This is a genomic window from Bacillus sp. RC51 (assembly GCF_044908115.1).
Lineage (GTDB): Bacteria > Bacillota > Bacilli > Bacillales > Bacillaceae_G > Bacillus_A > Bacillus_A mycoides.
Genome location: NZ_JBIYCW010000004.1, coordinates 193,178 through 209,921, shown reverse-complemented (window position 1 = coordinate 209,921; position 16,744 = coordinate 193,178). Strand labels below are relative to the sequence as shown.

Below are 16,744 nucleotides of genomic sequence, written 5' to 3'. Positions count from 1 at the left end.
AAGTAAATAGTACATAAAAAAGCTCAGAGTTTTAGCTCTAAGCTTTTTTAAAATCATTTCATTCCATTATAACTCCTTTTAAAGAGCAATATTTTTTATCCACTCTGATTTGCTTAATAAATAATGATTATATAGTTGGTTTTCTATCGTCTGTTGGCTCAAATAAGTAAATCCACATTTTTCAATAACTTTATTTGATGGTACGTTGTTAATTAAAGCAATTGCGTTGAGGACATCTACATTTGTATTTTCAAACAAATAATTAATTAACCCTTTAGTCGCTTTCGTAGCGTGACCATTGCTTTGATACTCGCTTGAAATAGCATACATTATTTCTCTATTTGGTGCAGGAAGTTCACCTTTAATACCTGTGCAGCACCATCCAATAAATTCATTTGTGGTTTTCTTAAATATTCCTAGTCTTAATATGTGATCATCTATGTTAGTCGTAGTTCTCACTGCATTAAGAAATGCTTTATTTTCTGGTATTTCATAATTTGCAACCCAATTAACCCTTTGTTCTTTCGTTGATTTCCAGTCTGGTAAAAACTGTTCTATTTCCGGTTGATTCGATATTTTATAAATACTCTCCGCATCTTTGATAGTAAACTCTTGCAAGTATATATCTCCACAGTCTATTCTAAATAAATTAGTCGAACTCTCTTCTCCCATGTTAATCCCCCTTAATTATATTAAAGCGCCTTAATCTGCTTCGTAAGTTCTATAAATCGTTCATCAAGTTCTTTATATTCTTTATCGTTAGAAGTTAAGAAACTTAATTTACCTAATACTTCTTGTCGCTCTGTTTCTAACGTTAAACGTAGCTCTTCAATATCATCTCTTGTTTTAATAAGTTCCTCTAGCTGCTTTTGTATCGTATTATTTGAAAACACGAGTTTCGTGTTAGTTGTTTTCTCTAGAAAATATCGATCGTGAGAAACTATAACGAGTGTTCCATTATACTCAGCTAATGTATTTTCAAGCTGTTCACGTGAAGGGAGGTCAAGGTGATTCGTCGGTTCATCTAAAATAAGTACATCTTTTTCATCTAAAATATAAGCCATTAACTTGCATTTTACTCGTTCCCCCATACTCATATGCTCAATCGGCTCTTTCCATTGAGAAGCTTGGAATCCTAAATGTTTCATTAAATTTTGGACTTTTCCTCTTTCTTCAAATGTCTCTTTAAAAAATAAATCTTCTGGTGTTTTATCTAGTGGTAAATCAAATACTTCTTGTGTTAAATAACCGATGTTTGCAGATGGTGAAACCCATACTTCTCCTTCAGCAGTTTCTGTTTCCATAATCATCTTCAATAAGGTTGTTTTCCCGCTACCGTTTGGTCCAACAATCGCAACCTTCTCACCGTGCTGGATTGTAAAATTAACGTTTTCAAATAATGTCTTTCCATGAAAGTCTTTTTTTAATTTCTTTACTTCTAAAAAGCGTTTTCCTACTTTTTTATTCGCTTGAATAGCGAACTCCACTGAATACTCTTCTTTCACACGTTCTACTTTCGTTTTCTCCAGCTCTTTTTCGAGACGTTTTCGTTTTGACTTCACTTGCGCATCCATTCGCTTCGCTTTTACACGATAAAACTCTTTAACTCCTTCTTGTTTTGTAGACTGTGCGTGTGCCTTTTGTGACCATGAACTTAATTCTTTTATATGTGTTTCTACTTGTTCTATCTTTTTTTGTTGTTTTTCATATTCACGTTGCTGCGTCATTCTTGTATGCTCACGTGCTTTCATATAACTCGTATAATTACCGCTATGCTCAATTAGTTTCTTTTCCTCAATTGACCATATTTTCGTTGCGACAACATCTAAAAAGTATCGATCATGCGATACAACGATAACTGTACCCTTCATATTTTTTATTTGCTTAATGAGAAATTCCGTACTCATCTCATCTAAATGATTTGTCGGTTCGTCTAATATTAATAAATTAGGATTTTCGGCAAATCCTTTTGCTAGTCGAACTTTCAGCTTTTCACCACCACTTAAAGTAAGAAAATCGTTCGTTGGCACGCCCCATTTCGCAAGAAGTTCTGCTTCTTTTGCAATCATATCATTACTAATAAAAGATTCTATTTCTTGTTCAACATATGCCGTTGTCATATTCATTTCCTGCCATTCAACATTCCCTTTTGATGGCTCAATCTTCCCATTTATTAATTGAAGTAACGTTGATTTACCGGCACCATTTTTACCGATTAATCCGATAACATCCCCTTGTCTTACTGTAACATTCATTTTCTCTAATAAAGTATTTTCCATTATTTCAACATACACATCATTTAATTTTAAAATTTCTTTCATATTACCGATCCCTTTCATTAAGGGAGAACAAAAAAATCCTCCCAAATTAATTTGGCAGGATTAGTCGTTAACATATTTATACCCAAATAAGCTATTACGCATAATAAATAGCAATACCGTTGTAAGGAGATTGGGCAGACTAATCCTATTTTTTATAAATTGAAATTTATTGAATTTCAACATTTAAAAATAAGATTAGTTAATCATCGTCCACCCATCATTCCTTTCCGTCGTTAGTAACCATATTGTACCATGATAGTACTGTATGAGTAAATGTAATTATATGTGCTGTGAAAATGATTGCTTTCTTTTAGGTCTATTTATCTTCACTTCATATCGATCAAACACAAACAACATCTGTAATACTACTGGCTTTAGATTTCCTTAGTAGTAAACTTCTACGCACTCTCTCTTATATAATTTTTATATAAATGTATCATTAATTACATATTATACATATTACATTTCAGTTCTTATAATAAAGATATCATTTTAAAAGGAGGATACTACAATGGAATTTAGTAAACTAGGAAACAGTGGATTAACAGTAAGTAAGATTGCATACGGGAACTGGATTAACCATGGTGGAAAAGTAAACGAAGATACTGCAAATGATTGTGTGAAAGCCGCACTAGATGTCGGAATTACTACGTTCGATACTGCTGATGTCTATTCGGACACTATAGCCGAAGAAGTACTTGGCCGGTCTTTGAAAGGTACACGCCGAGAAAGCATAGAACTATGTACAAAAGTATGCCATCCGACCGGACCTGGAAAAAATGATCGTGGATTATCGAGAAAACATATTATAGAAAATTGCAATGCATCGTTACAGCGGTTGCAGACAGACTACATTGATGTCTATTATGCACATAGATTTGACTCAACAACTCCTCTTGAGGAAACGATGTTAGCTTTTGCTGATCTTGTAAGACAAGGTAAAGTCCTTTACTTAGGCGTAAGTGAATGGACATCAGAACAAATTACCCGCGGTGCAGCACTTGCACGAGAATTGAACATTCCACTTATCGCTAGCCAACCTCAATATTCGATGTTGTGGCGAGTTATTGAAACTGATGTAATACCAACATGTCAACGTGAGGAACTTGGTCAAGTTGTATGGTCTCCCCTCGCACAAGGTATTCTCTCTGGAAAATATCAACCTGGTAAACCAATACCGACTCAATCACGTGCTAATTCAGATGCTGGTAAACCATTTTTCCACAAACTCGTGCAACGTTGGATGAGTGATGATGTACTCACTGCAATTCAGAAACTCAATCCCATCGCGCAAGAAACTAATCTTACCCTACCACAACTCGCAGTTGCTTGGGTACTACAAAATCCAGCTGTTTCCTCTGCAATTATTGGCGCTTCAAATCCGGAGCAAATAAGAGAAAACGTAATTGCTTCTAGTATTAAATTACAACCTGAAATAATGGATCAAATTGATAGTGTACTAAAAGGTTTCATTGAGTACGATCCGAGTAAAACAGGTTGAAACATCAGTGAATTCCTTTTTAAAAACCACAAAATATCTTTGTAGTCTGACTTTAAAATAAAAATAGAAGTTTTCCTATCCAACTTTCCCCCTGCCCATCCCATCAAGATGGGCCTTTACTTTTCAAATTCAAATTGTGAAGTCGTATAAACCTCTCTAACAACTGTTAAGAAGTTCTCTAATACGACAGATTTTTCATCTTGTCTCCATCCAACATATAAATTTATTTTCGGTGTATTTTCTTGAATGTCTTTATACATGACACCCGATTTTTTATAGCTTTCCACCGATGATGGAACGACAGAAATCCCCATCCCTGTAGCAACTAAATTCACAATCGTTTGCATTTGAATCGCTTCTTGAACAATATTTAAGCTGACTCCATGCTCCCAAAAGTAACTAATAATTAAATCATAAAAGTTTGTACCGAAATGACGGGGAAATAAAATAAATGGTTCATCAATTAATGATTTGATTGAAATGTTACGTAATGAAACTAAAGGATGCTCTTCATGCAAAACTAATTTTAAACATTCCTCAGAACAAACTTCGGAAACTAATATTTCATTATTCTGCTTGGAACGAATAAATCCAATATGAATTTGTTTTTCATATAACGCTTTTATTTGCTGGTCTGTTGTCATCTCGCGTAATATGAGCTGTATTTTAGGAAAACGTTCTCGAAATTTTTTTAATATGTCTATAACGGTTTCTGTAGAATCGACAAAACCAATTATTAAATGTCCTATCTTCCCTTCATCCGCAAGCTGTGTTTCTTTAATGGTTCTATCTACTTGAAGCAATGTTTGCCGCGCACCTTCTAAAAATATTTTTCCGGCATCCGTAAGTTCAACCATTCTTTTCGTTCGATGAAAAAGTTGAACTCCTAACTCTTCTTCTAATTTACGAATTTCTTGACTTAAAGGAGGTTGTGCCATCATAAGACGCTCTGCTGCACGACTAAAGTTTAATTCTTCTGCCACCGTTATGAAATATCTCATTTTTCGAATATCCATTTCAATCCTCCTATCATTTACAACTATCAAAGATTTCTCTTGTATTACTAAAAAACGTTTATAGGCCTACTATTTCTTTTAACTTCATCAGGTTCTTTTAAATTCTCTTAGGTAAATAATCTGTCATTCTCAAATTGTATCAAGGATACAAAACAAGGCTAAAAAACTTATCTCAAAAGTTCTTTAGCCTTGATTACTTTTTACACATTACAAAATTTAATTCGTACAACGGTACCTTTACCAACTTCTGAATGGATCTCTACATTATGTCCTAATTGTTTTGTAATCTCATATACAAGATATAGTCCCATTCCCGTTGATTCTTTAAAATCTCTACCGTTTTCTCCTGTAAAGAAAGGTTTAAACACTCTTGGTAAATCTTGCTTCGGTATCCCTACGCCACTATCGGCAATTTCAAGTACAATATTATTACCTTCCTTACAAGCTTTCACTTTAATCTTTTCTCTACTACCTGATGAGTATTTAATTGCATTCGATATAATTTGTCCAATTAAAAATTGTAACCATTTCGCATCACTTTCTACAGTAATACCCTTATCAATTTCAAGCTCTGGATATACGAAATTCCGGATAAAAAAGCGTTTATGTTCATGTACAGAATCATTCACTATTTTATGTAGTTGTACTCTTTCCACATAAAAATCTTGTGTAAATGCCTCTAAACGTGCGACATACAGTGCCATCTCTAACCCCTTTTTCAACCTATCCGTTTCCTCATTAATACTTTCAAAACGCGAATCCACTTCATCTTGTGTAATTAATTCTATTACAGATAAAGGTGTTTTCATTTGATGAATCCACTGATTCATAAAGGTTAAATGATCATTATTTTTCCTCTCTTGTAACTGGAGCTGATTTTGATAATGTCGATATTGTACTTCGAGCAAATCTTGGAGAGCAGTAGATAAAACTGCAAAATCAGATTTTTGAACAGATTCATCCAAAGATTGCAACGGATTTGCTAAACGTTCATAAAAAGAACGATGTGTAAAATAACGAAATACTAAATAACTTACCATAAAAAAAGCACCTAAAAACATTGCATATAATGCCGTTGAAATATGATTATGCCCATCAAACCAATAAACTAAGAATATGGCTAGTAGTTGGATCGCAGTAAAACAAATAAGTGGTATATGATCACGTATAAACAACCTTATCATTTTTCCATACCATTATCCCAAGTAATATGTAATCTATATCCAACACTACGAATTGTTTCAATTGCTCCTTCAATTTGTAACGTTTTCAACTTTTTACGCACACGTGTTGTATTTACACTTAATGTATTATCATCAACATAGGATTCACTATCCCATAATTTATTTAATAATACTTCTCTACTTACAACACGCGGATAATTTTTCATTAACATCTCTAATAAAATGGCTTCGTTTCTCGTTATATCAATCTCTTGGTTCCTAAGTTTTAATACAAGTCTTTCGGGATATAAACAAAGCCCTTGTTGCTCAACCATTCGTTCTTCTAGTTTCGGTGCGTAATCTCCGTAAGCACGTCTTAAATGACTACGGATTTTCGCCATTACAACTTCATAATGAAACGGCTTCGGAATAAAATCATCGCCACCATTTTCTAACGCCATAACTTGATCCATCGTACCTTCACGGGCCGAAATAAATAAAATCGGACATGTAGAAACCCCGCGAATTTGACGACACCAATAGTAACCATCAAAACTTGGTAAATTAATATCTAATAAAACTAACTCCGGTTGTTCTTCTAAAAATATGTCTAACACATTTTGAAAATCCGTTACAATAATTCCTTGGTAACCGTATTTCGCAACATATGTTGATAATAGCTCCGCAATTTTCATATCATCTTCAACAATCATAATTTTAACCATCTCTGAACTCCTTTTTGATCCACAATCTCAAATATACTTATATAAATACTACCTCTTTTCACAAAATCCGTAAAATAGAAAAGGATACTTTTATACAAAAGTATCCTTTTCTATTTTTCTTATTTAATATGAAATTCATTTAGAGAAAATCCTAACTTCTTCACATATTCCCTTCCTAGTTCCATCCGCGCCGTTTTTAGTGGATCCACAACTTGGCAAATTTTCAAATTACCTGCTGCTGATAATAAAAGAGTTGCATCAGCTTTAGACATTTCTAATTCTTCATGTAAAAATGTCACCATATTACGTACAGCACGACTAGCTGCATCATCTAACAATTTCTCAGAAGCGATTGTCATTATTTTTTCTTTTTGGATAGCCATTGGTATTGGCCATGTCTTTTCTTTTATAATTTGAACAGTTACAGTTACTTCACCAGCAACCTCTACTCCACTAACAACAATTTCACCATCACCCATCGCAGCGTGTAAATCACCTAATGCTAAAAGAGCACCAGGAACATTTACAGGTAATAATAATGCTGTTCCTTCTTTAATCTCTTTACAATCCATATTCCCGCCATGATCATGCGGTGTACCACATGAAATACTCTCTTCTTTCGGTGCAGTACCAATCACACCAATCATTGGATTAATTGGAATTTGCAGTTCATTTGAAAATGAAACATATCCATTATGTATTGGGACAATTTTTACTGTATTTTCATTTAACTTATCACCCATTACACCTAGGTTCGCACCTGTAGTTAAAACACCCTGCTCTGCAATTTTAATTTTTTCAATCATTACGACTAATATATCACCAGGTTCTGCGCCTTTAATATATACAGGTCCAGTCGCTGGATTAATTCGATTCCAATCTAACTCTTGAAACACAACATCTTCAGAATCAATTTGATTTTCAAAGCAATCATATGTTTCAAATACAAGACGGCTCCCAATTTCTACTTCAATACATGGATTATTTTCTGGTGACATTGCGTAAATGATATGTTCTTTATGAATACGATGCATAGTACCTCTCCTTTTTCGTTTTTATCTTCTATATAATAATTAGCTTTTATCTGCATAAGCTCCTTTTTAAAATTAGTAGTTATTTTCAAGAAAAATGCACTTAGCTCATTTTGAAACATACACTCTTTACTATAACAGGTAAAGAAAGGTGGTATTACAATGCCCCTTATTCCATACAACGAAAGTGACGTTGATTTACTAGCACGTTTAATCCGTGCTGAAGCTGAGGGCGAAGGACGACAAGGTGAACAACTTGTTGGATGTGTTGTAGTAAACCGTGTATTTTGTGATTGCTTAGATTTCAAACAACTTCGATCTGTGCGTGATGCAGTATATCAAAGCCCTGGCGGATTCGAAGCAGTTCAATACGGTTACTTTTATCAACGTGCCCGTGAATCAGAAAAAGAAATCGCAAGAAAAGTTTTACAAGGTGAATGGCGCTGGCCAGCACGATGGGCTCTTTGGTATTTTCGTCCAGTTGGAGCTTGTCCACCCGAATGGTATAACCAGCCGTTTGCAGGACAATTTAAAAGTCATTGTTTTTATGAACCAAGTGGTGATGAATGTCCAAAAATGTATACGCGCTAGTAAAAAGTAAACAACGCAAGTACTTATTCTTTTAAGTACTTGCGTTGTTTTTTATTATATTTTAGAAATCTAATAACGAGACAAATTTTTCAACTCCTACAACATGTATAAGTAGTGGTATACGCGGGCCGTTTGATTGATTCATAATGAGCCTATATATAATGGCAAACAATTGTTTTTGATTCTCTCTCATTATTTTTTTATTTTCATGAAGACAAATCGGATACAATAGTTCCATTAAGTTAGAATGATCGTTATTAGAACGAAGTACTTCACAAACTTCTACTACCCATTTTTTCTGCCTATCTTCTAATGTGTTATAAAACGCCGTATTTTTCTCTTGATTTACCGTTATTACTTTTTCAGATTGAAAGTTTCTTATCCAATACTCTACACGATTACTTATCGCTATCATTTCAGGTAATGCAAAACTCCTATCTATTTTTCCTAATATATCTTGTAAAACTGATGAATCAAAATTTAATAAAGGTAAAGTTCCTGCTACTTGATTAAACTTTGGATACTCTTTAAATCGGCTATCAAGCCTAGAAAGTTTAATTGCATCAAATAAATCTTCATTTTTGAGTGTTTTATTTTCATAACTATCCTTCAATCTCTCATACTCTGTATAATTGCGAATCACATCTTCATCAAGTCCAATATGAAAAGCTGCGCCGGGCCTATATTTTGCAAACATAAAAAGAATCACTTCTGGTACATACACTTTTAATAAGTCGCTAGGTGTAATGCTATTCCCTGAAGAACTGGACATTTTTTCATGATGCCCTTTAATTCCAATGAAATCATAAGCAACGTATTGAGGGGCTTCACAATTGAATATTTTCCTTGCAATTTCTTTTGATACATTATAACTACCGGTTTCCGATGAATGATCTCTTCCGCCCGGTTCGAAAATAACATCCTCTATCATCCATCTCATCGGCCAATCGATTTTCCAATTCAGTTTCATTTGACTTGTATTTAATACGGATAATTTATTTTGATTTCCACATTCACAGTCATACCGAACTGTTTTTAATACTTCATCAAAATGTGTAATAGTTGTTGCATCTTTCCCGCACCTCTCACAATATAACGTAACGGGATAAAAGTTTTCTCTATCTTCTTCTCGGTGTATTCCTGTTTTAAAACCCATTAAAATATCATATATTTCTTTTCTTTTATACAAAGACTCTAATATGTTTTCGTTATACCTTCCGCTTCTATATTCAGCATATTGATATATGAATTCCACTTCAATCCCAAATGCTTGTAGCGATTTCTCAAACTCTTTTTCAAAATGCTCTGCGTACGAGTTATGACACCCATACAGATCAGGAATATCACAGTATGGCATACCAATATATTTTGCAAAAGAAGGATCAATATTTTTAGGAACTTTTCTAAACCTGTCATAATCATCCCATGAAAAGATAAACCGAGTCTTTTCCCCTAAATCTTGCAGAGCCCTTACAACGAAATAAGTCGTTACTATTTCACGGAAGTTTCCAATATGAACAGAACCAGATGGACTAATTCCAGCTGCACAAACAAAAGTTTCTTTGTTTGGATGTTTTCTAATTAATTCATGTGCTACTTCATACGCCCAATGCATATGCCACTCACCTCAATTGTATTTTCACATTTTCAGTTTTATACAACAAAAAAACTCCCACCCCCAAGATTATTCATCTTGAGGACGAGAGTTATTAGCTTCGCGGTACCACCTCAGTTTGTTAATACGTCACCATATTAACCTTTTCAGGTACGGCAAAATATGCTTATACCCTATCTCTATAACGGGAGAACCCGTCGCACCATCCCTAAATAAATTAGTTCCTTGCGCAGCTCCAAGTCTTTTTTCATTAAGATGTATACCGCTCTTTCTCAGCTACCAGAGCTCTCTGTACGTATTCTTTCTTAACTACTCTTCTCTTCAATGCCATTTTAAATATTGATTTTTACATATGATAATTTATTATGTGTTTATTGTCAATTTTTTCTGAACAAAAATATAAAACTACCTAAAAAAATTTTTTATCGCTTCTAATTGAATTCTGTGGCTACACTCATCACAACAAGATGTCCCTTTCGGTTTCTCCTTAAATCGCTTATATTTTTCACTTCCTTCGTATACTCGGAATACATTTTTACACGAAAAGCAAACAATCTCATAAAACATCATATGCATTTTCCTCACAGTGTTTATACATTTTTTAATAACTTGAAAAGGTCTGTTTTCGACATTATAAATCTTAATAATCTCTCACAAAAGGTTTACCTCTATTCTTATCGAATTATATAAATATCTTATAAAGCGAGGTGAACATCTTGTTCAATAATATAGAATTAGTTTTAGATGCTAAAGCAAGTTTAGCTGAAGGACCATGTTGGAATGAAAAAAAGCAGCTTTTATACTGGGTTGATATTATGGAGAAAAAACTATGCATTTATACCCCCACTAATAATTCAAACCGAGTGATTGCCCTCAATCAGCAAATCGGCTGTGTCGTTCCATATCTAGATGATGTAGTACTTTTAGCTCTAGAAAGAGGGTTTTATTCTTTTAATCTAAATACAGAAGAGCTTACACATATTTATGATCCTGAACCACATTTAATAGAAAATCGTTTTAATGACGGGAAATGCGATCCGGCTGGCCGCTTTTGGGCAGGCACTACAGACTTATACGGTATTAATGCTGCTGGTTCCTTGTATTGTTTAAACAATAATTTCAACGTAGATAAAAAAGTTGCACATGTAAATACATCAAACGGCATAGCATGGTCTCCTGACGATACATACCTTTATTTTATTGATACACCTACAAAAAAAGTAGTCCGTTTTCATTATGATATACATACTGGTGTAATTAGCAATCCAACAGATGTTATCATCTTCCCTGAAAATGAAGGTCTACCCGATGGTATGACAATTGATGTAGAAGGTTGTTTATGGATTGCGCATTGGGGAGGCTCGAAGATTACTAGATGGAATCCCTTGACTGGAGAACAGATTTTAAGCATTCCGATTCCTGCTTTGTATGTAACGTCGTGTACATTTGGAGGACCTAATTTGACCGATTTATATATCACAACAGCCAGAACAAGAATGACCGATGCGGAATTAAAACAGTACCCACATGCTGGTGGTATATTTCGAATTCAAATGAATGTTAAAGGTTGTCGAACCTATTCATTTCGCCATGAAACTATTGGAGCTGAAATACTATGAACAGAATCGATTACATAAGACAAGAAGAGAAAAAGTATCACGATCTTTGCTATGAACAATATAAATTATTCGAAGCAGGATCTTGGCTGTATAAACCTGTTAAAACAGTTATGGGCATGCTGAACTATTTTGAAGGACAGAAAGACCTACAAATACTTGACCTTGGATCTGGTGTCGGTAGAAACAGTATTCCAATTGCACAAAAAATCATGAATAGTGGCGGCACTGTTACTTGTGTTGATCTACTTGATTCGGCTTTAATGAAGTTACAAGTTTATAGCAAAGAATATGGTGTATTTGAATACATAAAAACGGAACAAGCAGCAATTGAAAACTACTATATTGCTCCTAATACTTATGACTACATCGTTGCAGTATCAAGTTTAGAACATGTTAGATCAATAGACGATTTTAAAAAAGTGCTTCAGACTATGAAAAATGGGACAAAGAGTGGCGGTATCAATTGTTTAATCGTTAACTCTAACATTCAAGAAATAGATTTAGAAACAGGAGAAGGATTAGATGCTTTAATTGAAATTAACCTTTCTACGGAAGAAATGATACGTACACTAAAAGGCGTTTATAACGAATGGAAAGAAGTAAAAGTTGAAATAAAAAATTTAGCGTATGATATTGTACGAAACGGTAAACACATTCAATTCAATACGAATGCGATTACTTTTGTCGTGCAAAAATTGTAGTTTATATGAGTGGTGACAATTTTTATTTTTTATAGTCACCACTCCTATATTTATGTAAATATCACTCCATCGTAATTACAATTTTCCCTCTAGTATGCTGACTTTCACTCAAAATATGAGCTTCTCTAACGCCTTTTTCATTAAACGGAACAACCTTACTGATGATAGGTTTAATTTTTCCATGCTCAATCAAAACAGATAATTCGTCCAATTGCTTCCCGCTTGGTTTCAACCATAAAAACCCTGATTTTATGCCCTTTACTTCATGACGTGGTTCATGAACGATAGAAACTAGAACACCACCAGATTTAATAATTTGAAAACTTTTTTCTTGTACTTCTCCGCCGATTGTATCTAACACAATATCATAATCTGATAGTAGCTCTTCAAATTTATCTTTTTTATAATCAATAATGAGGTCAGCACCTAAAGACTTTAAAAACTCTTCATTTTTACTACTTGCAGTTGTAGCGACAAAGGCGCCAAATGATTTTGCAATTTGAATTGCAAAACTACCTACTCCGCCCGCTCCAGCATGAATTAATACTCGATCATTTTCTTTTATTTGTGCGTAATCAACAAGACTTTGCCAAGCTGTTAGTCCTGCAAGAGGTATAGACGCAGCTTCTTCAAAACTAATATTATTTGGCATATGTGCTACTAAATCTGATTTCACTGTAATGTATTCAGCATAGGAGCCTTTCCCTATATTTTCTGGTTTCGTAAACACTTTATCTCCTATTTTGAAATGGTCCACATCTTCTCCAACTTCTTCAATTACTCCAGCAACATCTAAACCTAATATTATTGGAAATGAAAATTGCAGCTTCTCTTGTAATTCTCCCTTTCTTATTTTCCAATCAACAGGATTGACAGATGTTGCTTGTATACGTATTAATACTTCATTACATTTAACAACTGGTTTAGGAACTTGTCTTTCTTGTAATTCTTCAACACTACCATATTGATCAATAGCAATTGCTTTCATTTCCTCTCCCCCTTGTTGTTTATTGTAATAACAAACAATTATTTTTCAAAATTTTCCGCCTTGGATGACAATAAATATGTTAGGAGGTGATATTTATGCTACTCTACTCTACTAATTAAGCATCATGAGTGCAAAAAACATTTATTTCACTTAAATACAATCTAATTTACGCCTAAGAAACACCCAAAGTTATATTTCTCTTTATTTATTAATGGCCTTTAAATGAAACGGAGAGTGTGCTATGAGTGAACAAGTTTTCAAAGTAAACGGTATCGATATATGTACAGAAAGCTTTGGCAATCCTAATAACCCAGCAATATTATTAATTATGGGAGCTACGTGTTCAATGGTTTATTGGGATGAAGAATTTTGTGAAAGGTTAGCTAGCACAGGAAGATTTGTCATTCGCTATGATAACCGTGATGTTGGTCGCTCTATTACATATGAGCCTGGGACTTCCAATTACACTGTAGCAGACATGGCTGAAGATGCAATCGGAGTACTCGATGCGTATCATATTGACAAGGCACACCTTTTTGGCATGTCATTAGGAGGTATGATTGCTCAAATTGCTGCAGTAAAACACCCTGAAAGAATTTTGACCTTAACTTTACTAGCAACAAGCGTTATTGGATCTGATAACAATACTCGTGATTTGCCTCCAATGGATGAAAGAATTTTGACACATCATGCTAATGGTGCAAATTTAGATTGGACAAATAAAGATGTTATAGCGAAATATTTAATTACAGGATCACGTCTACTCTGTGGATCAAAGCGTATATTTGATGAAGCAAGAACTTTAAAACAAGTAAAGCAAGAAATAGAACGTGCTAACAATCTATTAAGTATGTTTAATCACGCCCTCCTTACAGGTGATGATTCTTATGAAGGTATACTAAAGTCGTTACTAGTACCTACTTTAGTAATTCATGGTACGCACGATACAGCTCTTCCACTTGAACATGGACTCGCACTTATTGATGAAATTCCGAGCTCAAAGCTATTACCCCTTGAAGGTACAGGACATGAGAATCATCCCGATGACTGGGATAAAATTATTAAAGCAGTTTCAGAACATATATCCCATATAAGATAAGAACAACTATTAGAAGGGGCACAAGTTGTTTTGCCCCTTCTATTTATCCCGCTATTTGTGGGCAGTAAAACTCCCGATTGGTGAAGGCTAATAATCAGTGGGGTATGAACAAAACCCCCACTGATTATAGTTTCACTTTATAAAGATTACGATACAATATCAAAAACCCATCACTGCATTCGTATGTATAGTGATGGGCTCTACCTATATTTTTCTATGCTTAAAAAAATGGACAATCTAACTGATCAACAGATTCCCACGATTTTTTTTTTACATTTTCGGTGGATTTACTATTTTCTAGTGGTACGTGTTTAAATGGATTCATTTCAACTTTTAATAGAGATGATGGTTCTATATATAAAGAAAAAACATGGCTACTTGGCAAGGTTTTTGATACATCAATATCTCCTACTTGTTTAAATAATTGCTGGGCCGCAAAGAAAAAGAAATTAGTTGGATTAGATTGTTTATTAAGCCAAGCAATCATTTCAGGCGATACTGATTTATTAATATTAATTTTCACTCGATCACCACGTTTATATCGCCTAGATCGCATACTTCCACCAACTAACTTATCGTTAAGTTTGTAAACCCTAACTCTTTTTGCTTATGCTCTCTATATTTTGGCGAGCATGTATATACTAATAACCCGCGAGCATTGGTGAATAACGGGTTATCTACAAAAATCACATTTTTCAAGCGTCCTTTTTGTTTCAAAATCATTTTCAAGCTATTTTTAATAATAACTGCGCCCCCACCATAAATAAATACATATGGATCGTCTTTCATATCATCAATTTTGTTAATAATATCCGTTGCGACACGTGCTGCTAAACCTAAAAATGCTGGCTGCGATTCCTCAACTAACAATGCATTTCTTGGGTGCTTTTCATTTAAATAAATTTGGTTAAATTCTGTAATGCTATCAATTGTTTTCGTAGGATATTTCCGATTCCATCTCGTAATAATTTGTAGTAACGTTTCTTTTACACCGTACGATAATCCTTTACTTAATTGCGGACGGAAATTTACCCCTAATGAAACAACTTCTTCCGTTGTCCCCGCGCCAATATCAAAAGACAATAAAGTTTTATCTACAAAATCAATTTCTGAAACTTGATTTTGTTCACATTCTATTTTATGTTTCACAACATTTCCTTCCTCATCATATACAATCCCCCACGTCCCAGAAGCACCTTCAGGTAGACATTTACAAAACTCAATAGAAACATTAATCGTAACATCGCGTCCATTTGGATAATGGAATATGACCTTGTGATTACCCATATACCGTTTCGCATTTTCAGCAGCAATTTCCTGTGTAATAAGTTGCATTGGAAGAGCAACAGATAAATCATAACGAATATTAATATGACTTGAAGTTGGACTTTGACGCATAGCACTTATCGCTAAACCTGAAAGGATTGTAATGACCATTAATTCATCAGTAGATTTATTTGATTTCTTCTCCACTTCAGTACCTTTTAATTGATCTTGAATCACTTTTTCTCCAACGATGTATCGTACATTATTTAACATTAGCGATGGAGAACTAATGGTCACATCAATGTGATTCTCTAATTCTGACGATAAAACTTCACCCTCATCTAACAACCCCGTAGACTCACCTATATATAAAGAATAAATACTCGGAATAAAAATAGGTTCCTGCCCTTTCACCATTAACTTCAAACCATTATTTCCTGCATCTGCACCCGCTTTTAAAAGAATAGACATAACTACCCCCTAAATTAATCTGACATCCCTTCCAAATATATGCGAACCCATTCTTTTACATTCAAATGTAATGTAATTTTTTCTTCATCCTTTAAACAAAATATCATAAACATTCACTTTATATGTAAAAAACATTTGACATAAAACTTTTCTGATTTTATACTATGGATGTAAAGAGTTTTTTACAAAAGTGGAGGTGTTGTTCTAATATGAATCATAAAAAATTTATTTTAATAACAACCGTTTTATCATTACTCGGAGTACTTATACACGGAGCGTATAAATACATTACTGAAGGTACGATTTTAGGTGGAACAATTTTCACAAGCGCTTTAATACTTAGTTACCTCATCAATCATATTACATGGGGAGATCTTCACGGCGTGTCAGAAGAAAGTCAAGATGAGATGGGACAACAAATTACATATAAAAGCTTTAAAATCGCGTATTTTGTTCTTGTAGGTGTTATGTTTCTTATATTATTCTGGTCAGAAGGATTTTCTATGGGTTCCAATTTGGATGGTGTAAAAAACCTTCCCCTTTTTATAGCGCTTTGTTCTTCATTCTTTATTTATCCTATCGTTGAACTCATTGTCGCCAAACAATATAAATAAAAAAAGTGGTTTTCTAAATGCAG

General features: G+C 34.0%; 17 protein-coding genes and 1 other annotated feature. Of the genes, 6 read left to right on the top strand and 11 right to left on the bottom strand.

Translation table 11 applies throughout. The features are described 5' to 3' along the window. Positions 1-78 precede the first annotated feature (78 nt). Positions 79-672 carry a GNAT family N-acetyltransferase gene (locus tag ABH959_RS11550; protein WP_113936347.1) on the bottom strand — a complete coding sequence of 198 codons (594 nt, stop codon included), beginning with the start codon at positions 670-672 and terminating at the stop codon, positions 79-81. 20 nt (positions 673-692) lie between these two features. Then, positions 693-2,321, bottom strand: coding sequence for a ribosomal protection-like ABC-F family protein (gene abc-f / locus ABH959_RS11545; protein WP_404492612.1), 1,629 nt, complete (start codon positions 2,319-2,321; stop codon positions 693-695). Positions 2,322-2,832: 511 nt separating this feature from the next. Here abc-f and ABH959_RS11540 point away from each other — a divergent pair. Then, positions 2,833-3,822, top strand: coding sequence for an aldo/keto reductase family protein (locus ABH959_RS11540; RefSeq protein ID WP_113936346.1), 990 nt, complete (start codon positions 2,833-2,835; stop codon positions 3,820-3,822). 116 nt (positions 3,823-3,938) lie between these two features. On the opposite strand, the gene ABH959_RS11535 is transcribed toward ABH959_RS11540, so the two are convergent. The 4 genes from ABH959_RS11535 to ABH959_RS11520 all read right to left on the bottom strand — a co-directional run bounded on the left by ABH959_RS11535 (position 3,939) and on the right by ABH959_RS11520 (position 7,760). Beyond that, complete coding sequence (locus ABH959_RS11535; RefSeq protein WP_404492611.1) at positions 3,939-4,838, bottom strand: LysR substrate-binding domain-containing protein; 900 nt, start codon at positions 4,836-4,838, stop codon at positions 3,939-3,941. A gap of 200 nt (positions 4,839-5,038) precedes the next feature. Beyond that, positions 5,039-6,022: a sensor histidine kinase gene (locus tag ABH959_RS11530; protein WP_113936344.1), complete on the bottom strand. Its 984-nt coding sequence runs from the start codon at positions 6,020-6,022 to the stop codon at positions 5,039-5,041. After that, a complete protein-coding gene (locus ABH959_RS11525; RefSeq protein WP_016091485.1) occupies positions 6,019-6,726 on the bottom strand; it encodes a response regulator transcription factor in 708 nt (235 codons plus the stop codon). The genes ABH959_RS11530 and ABH959_RS11525 overlap by 4 nt, the downstream gene beginning before the upstream one ends. A gap of 119 nt (positions 6,727-6,845) precedes the next feature. Further along, complete coding sequence (locus tag ABH959_RS11520) at positions 6,846-7,760, bottom strand: acetamidase/formamidase family protein (RefSeq protein ID WP_404492610.1); 915 nt, start codon at positions 7,758-7,760, stop codon at positions 6,846-6,848. 159 nt (positions 7,761-7,919) lie between these two features. Here ABH959_RS11520 and ABH959_RS11515 point away from each other — a divergent pair, with 159 nt between their 5' ends. Beyond that, positions 7,920-8,348: a cell wall hydrolase gene (locus tag ABH959_RS11515; RefSeq protein ID WP_113936342.1), complete on the top strand. Its 429-nt coding sequence runs from the start codon at positions 7,920-7,922 to the stop codon at positions 8,346-8,348. Positions 8,349-8,409: 61 nt separating this feature from the next. Here ABH959_RS11515 and lysS read toward each other — a convergent pair whose 3' ends face one another. Together lysS and ABH959_RS11505 are read right to left on the bottom strand one after the other, a co-directional pair. Then, positions 8,410-9,963, bottom strand: a complete 1,554-nt coding sequence (gene lysS, locus ABH959_RS11510; protein WP_113936341.1) for a lysine--tRNA ligase — start codon at positions 9,961-9,963, stop codon at positions 8,410-8,412. A 77-nt stretch (positions 9,964-10,040) separates the two neighbouring features. Continuing rightward, positions 10,041-10,297 (bottom strand) — a binding site (T-box leader). 71 nt (positions 10,298-10,368) lie between these two features. Then, the gene (locus ABH959_RS11505) at positions 10,369-10,539 is read right to left on the bottom strand and encodes a DUF2197 domain-containing protein (RefSeq protein WP_113936340.1); all 171 of its coding nucleotides are present in this window, start codon (positions 10,537-10,539) and stop codon (positions 10,369-10,371) included. A 140-nt stretch (positions 10,540-10,679) separates the two neighbouring features. On the opposite strand from ABH959_RS11505, the gene ABH959_RS11500 reads away from it, so the two are divergent. Beyond that, complete coding sequence (locus ABH959_RS11500) at positions 10,680-11,582, top strand: SMP-30/gluconolactonase/LRE family protein (RefSeq protein WP_113936339.1); 903 nt, start codon at positions 10,680-10,682, stop codon at positions 11,580-11,582. Further along, positions 11,579-12,283, top strand: a complete 705-nt coding sequence (locus ABH959_RS11495) for a class I SAM-dependent methyltransferase (RefSeq protein ID WP_113936338.1) — start codon at positions 11,579-11,581, stop codon at positions 12,281-12,283. Before ABH959_RS11500 ends, ABH959_RS11495 begins: the two co-directional genes overlap by 4 nt. 61 nt (positions 12,284-12,344) lie before the next feature. Here the strand turns inward: ABH959_RS11495 and ABH959_RS11490 are convergent, their stop codons facing one another. After that, positions 12,345-13,271: an NADP-dependent oxidoreductase gene (locus ABH959_RS11490; protein ID WP_113936337.1), complete on the bottom strand. Its 927-nt coding sequence runs from the start codon at positions 13,269-13,271 to the stop codon at positions 12,345-12,347. A 241-nt stretch (positions 13,272-13,512) separates the two neighbouring features. Here ABH959_RS11490 and mleBCA point away from each other — a divergent pair, with 241 nt between their 5' ends. Next, positions 13,513-14,370 carry a BCA family alpha/beta fold macrolide esterase gene (gene mleBCA / locus ABH959_RS11485; RefSeq protein ID WP_113936336.1) on the top strand — a complete coding sequence of 286 codons (858 nt, stop codon included), beginning with the start codon at positions 13,513-13,515 and terminating at the stop codon, positions 14,368-14,370. Between the two features lie 220 nt (positions 14,371-14,590). Here mleBCA and ABH959_RS11480 read toward each other — a convergent pair whose 3' ends face one another. Next, positions 14,591-14,926, bottom strand: coding sequence for a hypothetical protein (locus ABH959_RS11480; RefSeq protein ID WP_002085171.1), 336 nt, complete (start codon positions 14,924-14,926; stop codon positions 14,591-14,593). Between the two features lie 11 nt (positions 14,927-14,937). Further along, complete coding sequence (locus ABH959_RS11475; protein WP_113936335.1) at positions 14,938-16,107, bottom strand: ParM/StbA family protein; 1,170 nt, start codon at positions 16,105-16,107, stop codon at positions 14,938-14,940. 209 nt (positions 16,108-16,316) lie between these two features. On the opposite strand from ABH959_RS11475, the gene ABH959_RS11470 reads away from it, so the two are divergent. Beyond that, entirely contained in the window at positions 16,317-16,721 is a 405-nt protein-coding gene (locus ABH959_RS11470) for a hypothetical protein (protein WP_113936334.1), read from the top strand. Positions 16,722-16,744: the final 23 nt, after the last annotated feature.

Bases quoted from the DNA above. Each gene is read 5' to 3' on its own strand.
- ABH959_RS11490 (WP_113936337.1), bottom strand. From the start codon at position 13,271: ATGAAAGCAATTGCTATTGATCAATATGGTAGTGTTGAAGAATTACAA.
- ABH959_RS11495 (WP_113936338.1), top strand. From the start codon at position 11,579: ATGAACAGAATCGATTACATAAGACAAGAAGAGAAAAAGTATCACGAT.
- ABH959_RS11480 (WP_002085171.1), bottom strand. From the start codon at position 14,926: ATGCGATCTAGGCGATATAAACGTGGTGATCGAGTGAAAATTAATATT.
- abc-f (WP_404492612.1), bottom strand. From the start codon at position 2,321: ATGAAAGAAATTTTAAAATTAAATGATGTGTATGTTGAAATAATGGAA.
- ABH959_RS11475 (WP_113936335.1), bottom strand. From the start codon at position 16,107: ATGTCTATTCTTTTAAAAGCGGGTGCAGATGCAGGAAATAATGGTTTG.
- ABH959_RS11535 (WP_404492611.1), bottom strand. From the start codon at position 4,838: ATGGATATTCGAAAAATGAGATATTTCATAACGGTGGCAGAAGAATTA.
- ABH959_RS11550 (WP_113936347.1), bottom strand. From the start codon at position 672: ATGGGAGAAGAGAGTTCGACTAATTTATTTAGAATAGACTGTGGAGAT.
- lysS (WP_113936341.1), bottom strand. From the start codon at position 9,963: ATGCATTGGGCGTATGAAGTAGCACATGAATTAATTAGAAAACATCCA.
- ABH959_RS11525 (WP_016091485.1), bottom strand. From the start codon at position 6,726: ATGGTTAAAATTATGATTGTTGAAGATGATATGAAAATTGCGGAGCTA.
- ABH959_RS11520 (WP_404492610.1), bottom strand. From the start codon at position 7,760: ATGCATCGTATTCATAAAGAACATATCATTTACGCAATGTCACCAGAA.
- ABH959_RS11505 (WP_113936340.1), bottom strand. From the start codon at position 10,539: ATGCATATGATGTTTTATGAGATTGTTTGCTTTTCGTGTAAAAATGTA.
- mleBCA (WP_113936336.1), top strand. From the start codon at position 13,513: ATGAGTGAACAAGTTTTCAAAGTAAACGGTATCGATATATGTACAGAA.
- ABH959_RS11530 (WP_113936344.1), bottom strand. From the start codon at position 6,022: ATGATAAGGTTGTTTATACGTGATCATATACCACTTATTTGTTTTACT.
- ABH959_RS11540 (WP_113936346.1), top strand. From the start codon at position 2,833: ATGGAATTTAGTAAACTAGGAAACAGTGGATTAACAGTAAGTAAGATT.
- ABH959_RS11515 (WP_113936342.1), top strand. From the start codon at position 7,920: ATGCCCCTTATTCCATACAACGAAAGTGACGTTGATTTACTAGCACGT.
- ABH959_RS11470 (WP_113936334.1), top strand. From the start codon at position 16,317: ATGAATCATAAAAAATTTATTTTAATAACAACCGTTTTATCATTACTC.